Raw genomic sequence first — 3,695 nt, forward strand, 5'->3', positions numbered from 1 at the left:
GGAAGAAAAAAGCTTATATCTGTAGAGAGCGGACTGAAAGTCATGGTAGGGACTAAAACTCTAATAAGAAGGGCCCGGACCGGGATTCGAACCCGGCTCCTGGGATCCACAGTCCCAGAGGATAGCCACTACCCTATCCGGGCCATGGTGGGACAACAGACCCTACTCACATGACGGCATATAAACCTTATTCCCGAGACATTCTGTAAAGCTCTTTCCTCCTCGCTTCGAGAAGCTCTTCCTCCAGACCGGCAAAAGCTGCTGCCGACTTTACAGATACTCCACACTCCTCCCCACTCTTCAAGATTTCAGCCACCCGATCTCTCCAGACCAGGTCTCTCGCCAGGTGGTGGTCAAGGACGATGGTTTTAAGGCTACCATCCATAAGCGATGACACATTCTCCACGCTCCTCTCAAGACTTCTCTCAGAGAACCTGTATCCGAGCATGTACGTCATCGGCCCGTCCATAAAAACTGTCTCCGCATCCTTCTCCCTGAGCCATCCAATCTGCTCTTCAAGAGATGCTCCCTCGACGTCGCTCGTGTGGATAAAACTCTCCCGTCCGTCATCTATCATTACCATGACCACGTAACCGAGCCTGGAGCCTGTACCGTGAGGTACTGGTGGTGAGAATTCGATTAGCGTTTCTCCAACCTCCAGTTTTCTTCTGTCAGCATATTCAACGTCTGCCACACCATGCAGCAGCTTCAAAAACTTCCTCGCCCTCCCCCTCTGGCTGTGGTTTATATATTCCTCCGGATGCTTGACAAACACTTTCTTCCCGGCCAGAATCTCTACTTCCGCAGGGCTGTGGTGGTCGTAGTGGTAGTGTGTGATGATGACAAGGTCGGACCTCTTCACGTACTCCTTCACTCTGCTCCAAAGCTCCTCCTTTCTCCTGAGTTCAAACTCGTGAGGCGGTAGGCCGTACCTTTTAGGTCCAAGAGCCACCCCGGGATCGATGAACACCCGGACATCTTTCGTTTCCACGTATGTCGCCATACTTCTTACACCCATAGAGTCGAACGCCACAGGAACTACCTTCACAGTTTCATCTGCAACGGGAAAAGAATTAAGTTTTTGCTTTCCCAGAAAACATCATGAGAATTGGAGATTTCATGCAGAAAGACGTCTTTATGGTAGATGAAAAAACAAAGGTACTGGAAGTTGCCAAGCTAATGGGTGAGAAGAGGATAGGTAGTGTAATCGTAACAAGGAATGGGGAACCGTACGGCATATTCACGGAAAGGGACTTCTTTTCCAGGGCTATTCTTGACAACGGGCTCGAAAACGCTGTTTCAAACTACACATCAACACCACTGATAACGGTGACACCGGATTTCAGCGTGAAGGAGGCCTCCAAAATAATGGCAGACATGAAGGTCAGGAGGCTAGTCGTTGTGGAAGAGGGTAGAATTGTCGGGATTTTCACTGCGAGCGATCTTGTCAGAGCTCTTGCAGAGAGGTGAGCAGTATGCCGAAATGCAAAACCTGCGGAAAGGATCTTGAGGAGAGAGATGAAGGAATAACCTGGAGGAAGTGCACAATCTGCAAGAAGCCGGTATGTTTCGACGACATACATTACATAGGCACATGGATGAGGGGGCTGTACAAGGACTACGTCACGGTCATTCCTGTATGCGAGGACGAACTCCCAAGAAAAAGGTTAAAGACTGAGGTGGAAGAGAAGCTCTGATGAGCAGAACCTTCGTTATCGTAGCCAACAGGGCCGTGACTGAACCGTTCAACCTGAATGACCTTGCAGGATCAGCAGGGAGAATGGATCTCGTCTGCAGATTCATATCTCAGTCCCTTTTCATATCTCACGGAATACGAAGAGATTCTGTTGTTTACGCAGTTCTGAAGGGGCCGCCAGATCCCGTTAAAACCCTGAAGATAGTCGGAAGTGAGGTGAGATACCTGGCACCTGATGAGAGGAACATAGCGGGAATGATAAACAAGGCCCTGAAAACGGATGTCGGGGAGAACTGGAGGAAAGTTTCCCCGGGAGTCTACATATCCAGAACAGAATTTGACGAGCTGATAAACGAGCTCGCAAAGACAGGAAACCTGTACTACCTGAGAGAAGACGGTGAGCCAGCAGAGAATTTAGAATTTGACAGCCCAGTATTCGTTCTCGGAGACCACAACGGGATGATCGAAGAAGACGAAAGAGTGGTTTTTAAGGTGTGCAGAAAGGTCGTGTCTCTCGGAAGAACACCATATCAGGCAGACCAGTGCGTTACAATTCTGAACGACATGCTGGACAGGAGGTCTGAACAGGCATGATGAAAGTGTGCAGACACTGCATGGAGAGGCTTGGAACAGGTGAGCTGGGCGAGTGCGTGGTATGCTGCAACGCTTTCGAAAAAACTGACGAGCTCGCCTGGAAAATCATGGAAACTCTGAGAGAGTACGAGTACGAGACTTTCGACGTTGGAGTGACTCTGCGTGGAAGCGCAAAGGCTATCCAAGAGTGGTTGAGAGAAGAAGCTGGAATAGAAGATACTTTCAAAGAGCACTTCCGGAGAGAGTTCACCAGGATGTTTTCCGCAATAACTGGCAAAAAAAGAGCCGTGAATGGGGACGTCAGGATCATAATCAACTTGGAAGACCTCAGTTTCAGCGTGGAAATATCCTCCGTATACATCTACGGAAGGTACAAAAAAAGGGTCAGGCACCTCTCCCAGACGAGGTGGATATGCCAGAACTGTTCCGGCCTGGGATGTGAGGTCTGCAACTTCGAGGGCAGAAAGTACCTCAGCGTGGAGGACCTGATTATCCAGCCAGCTCTCGAGGTTTTCGGAGGTCAGAACGCGTACCTCCACGGATCGGGAAGGGAGGACGTGGATGCAAGAATGCTCGGCAGCGGGAGACCATTCATACTGGAGATTGAGAGGCCCAAAAAGAGAATGGTGGACCTCAGGGAACTGGAGGAGATGATAAACAGATCTGCCGGAGGAAAAATCGAGGTCAGGCTGATGTTCTACGCATCCCACAGGGATGTTGAGAGAATAAAAAGCGCCGGGTACAGCAAACTGTACAGGGCGATTGTGAGAATCGATGGAGATGTCAGCGAAGAGGATCTCGTGAATTCCCTGAAAAAGCTTGAGGGGTCTGTGATTAATCAGAGGACACCCAAGAGGGTTGAGCACAGAAGAGCTGACAAGGTTAGGAAGAAGAGAGTGTACTCTGCGAGACTGGTTGCCAAAAAGGGGAGGTATGCGGTGATAGAGATTCACGCAGAAAGTGGCCTTTACATAAAGGAACTCGTGAGCGGTGACGATGGCAGGACAAGGCCCAGTCTCAGCGAAGTTCTTGGAGTGAGCTGTGTGGTGGAGAAACTGGATGTTCTGCAGGTTTTTGGTGGGCTTGAGGAGGACGGAAACCTTAAATACAATCCCGTGTCATTTGCTGAACAGCGGAGGTAATTAAAATGGGCTGGAAATCACATGGGCTCAGGTTCAAATCTGGAAGAAAACTCAGGAAAAAAGTGAGAGAGAGGGGTCTGAAGATCAGGAAGGTCCTCCAGACGTTTGAAATCGGTCAGATAGTGCACATAGACATAGAACCCGCATCTCAGAAAGGGATGCCCCACCCGAGATTCCAGGGCAGAACCGGAAGAGTCGTGGGTGTCAGGGGCAGAGCGTACCTCGTGGAAATCCCCGATGGCGGTAAGAAGAAGATAATCTTC

Annotated in this window: 6 protein-coding genes and 1 tRNA gene; 5 read left to right on the forward strand and 2 right to left on the reverse strand. The window is 49.8% G+C overall.

Features of this window, described 5'->3' with window-relative positions:
• Positions 1-71: 71 nt before the first annotated feature.
• Both ACXJJC_RS09185 and ACXJJC_RS09190 read right to left on the reverse strand, forming a co-directional pair.
• A tRNA-His gene (locus ACXJJC_RS09185) sits at positions 72-143 on the reverse strand.
• A 44-nt stretch (positions 144-187) separates the two neighbouring features.
• The gene (locus tag ACXJJC_RS09190) at positions 188-1,048 is read right to left on the reverse strand and encodes an MBL fold metallo-hydrolase (RefSeq protein ID WP_456371218.1); all 861 of its coding nucleotides are present in this window, start codon (positions 1,046-1,048) and stop codon (positions 188-190) included.
• A gap of 53 nt (positions 1,049-1,101) precedes the next feature.
• On the opposite strand from ACXJJC_RS09190, the gene ACXJJC_RS09195 reads away from it, so the two are divergent.
• The 5 genes from ACXJJC_RS09195 to ACXJJC_RS09215 all read left to right on the forward strand — a co-directional run.
• A complete protein-coding gene (locus ACXJJC_RS09195; RefSeq protein WP_456371220.1) occupies positions 1,102-1,470 on the forward strand; it encodes a CBS domain-containing protein in 369 nt (122 codons plus the stop codon).
• A gap of 5 nt (positions 1,471-1,475) precedes the next feature.
• Positions 1,476-1,697, forward strand: coding sequence for a hypothetical protein (locus ACXJJC_RS09200; protein ID WP_456371222.1), 222 nt, complete (start codon positions 1,476-1,478; stop codon positions 1,695-1,697).
• Entirely contained in the window at positions 1,697-2,290 is a 594-nt protein-coding gene (gene trmY, locus ACXJJC_RS09205) for a tRNA (pseudouridine(54)-N(1))-methyltransferase TrmY (RefSeq protein ID WP_456371224.1), read from the forward strand. The genes ACXJJC_RS09200 and trmY overlap by 1 nt, the downstream gene beginning before the upstream one ends.
• Entirely contained in the window at positions 2,287-3,432 is a 1,146-nt protein-coding gene (locus tag ACXJJC_RS09210; protein ID WP_456371226.1) for a tRNA pseudouridine(54/55) synthase Pus10, read from the forward strand. Before trmY ends, ACXJJC_RS09210 begins: the two co-directional genes overlap by 4 nt.
• A gap of 5 nt (positions 3,433-3,437) precedes the next feature.
• The coding region (locus ACXJJC_RS09215; RefSeq protein WP_456371228.1) for a 50S ribosomal protein L21e at positions 3,438-3,695 on the forward strand (258 nt) is incomplete at its 3' end.

It is taken from the genome of Geoglobus sp. (genome assembly GCF_054018175.1).

What these genes read in the sequence shown, in the direction of transcription:
- ACXJJC_RS09210 (WP_456371226.1), top strand. Translation starts at nt 2,287, where the DNA reads ATGATGAAAGTGTGCAGACACTGCATGGAGAGGCTTGGAACAGGTGAG.
- ACXJJC_RS09200 (WP_456371222.1), top strand. Translation starts at nt 1,476, where the DNA reads ATGCCGAAATGCAAAACCTGCGGAAAGGATCTTGAGGAGAGAGATGAA.
- trmY (WP_456371224.1), top strand. Translation starts at nt 1,697, where the DNA reads ATGAGCAGAACCTTCGTTATCGTAGCCAACAGGGCCGTGACTGAACCG.
- ACXJJC_RS09195 (WP_456371220.1), top strand. Translation starts at nt 1,102, where the DNA reads ATGAGAATTGGAGATTTCATGCAGAAAGACGTCTTTATGGTAGATGAA.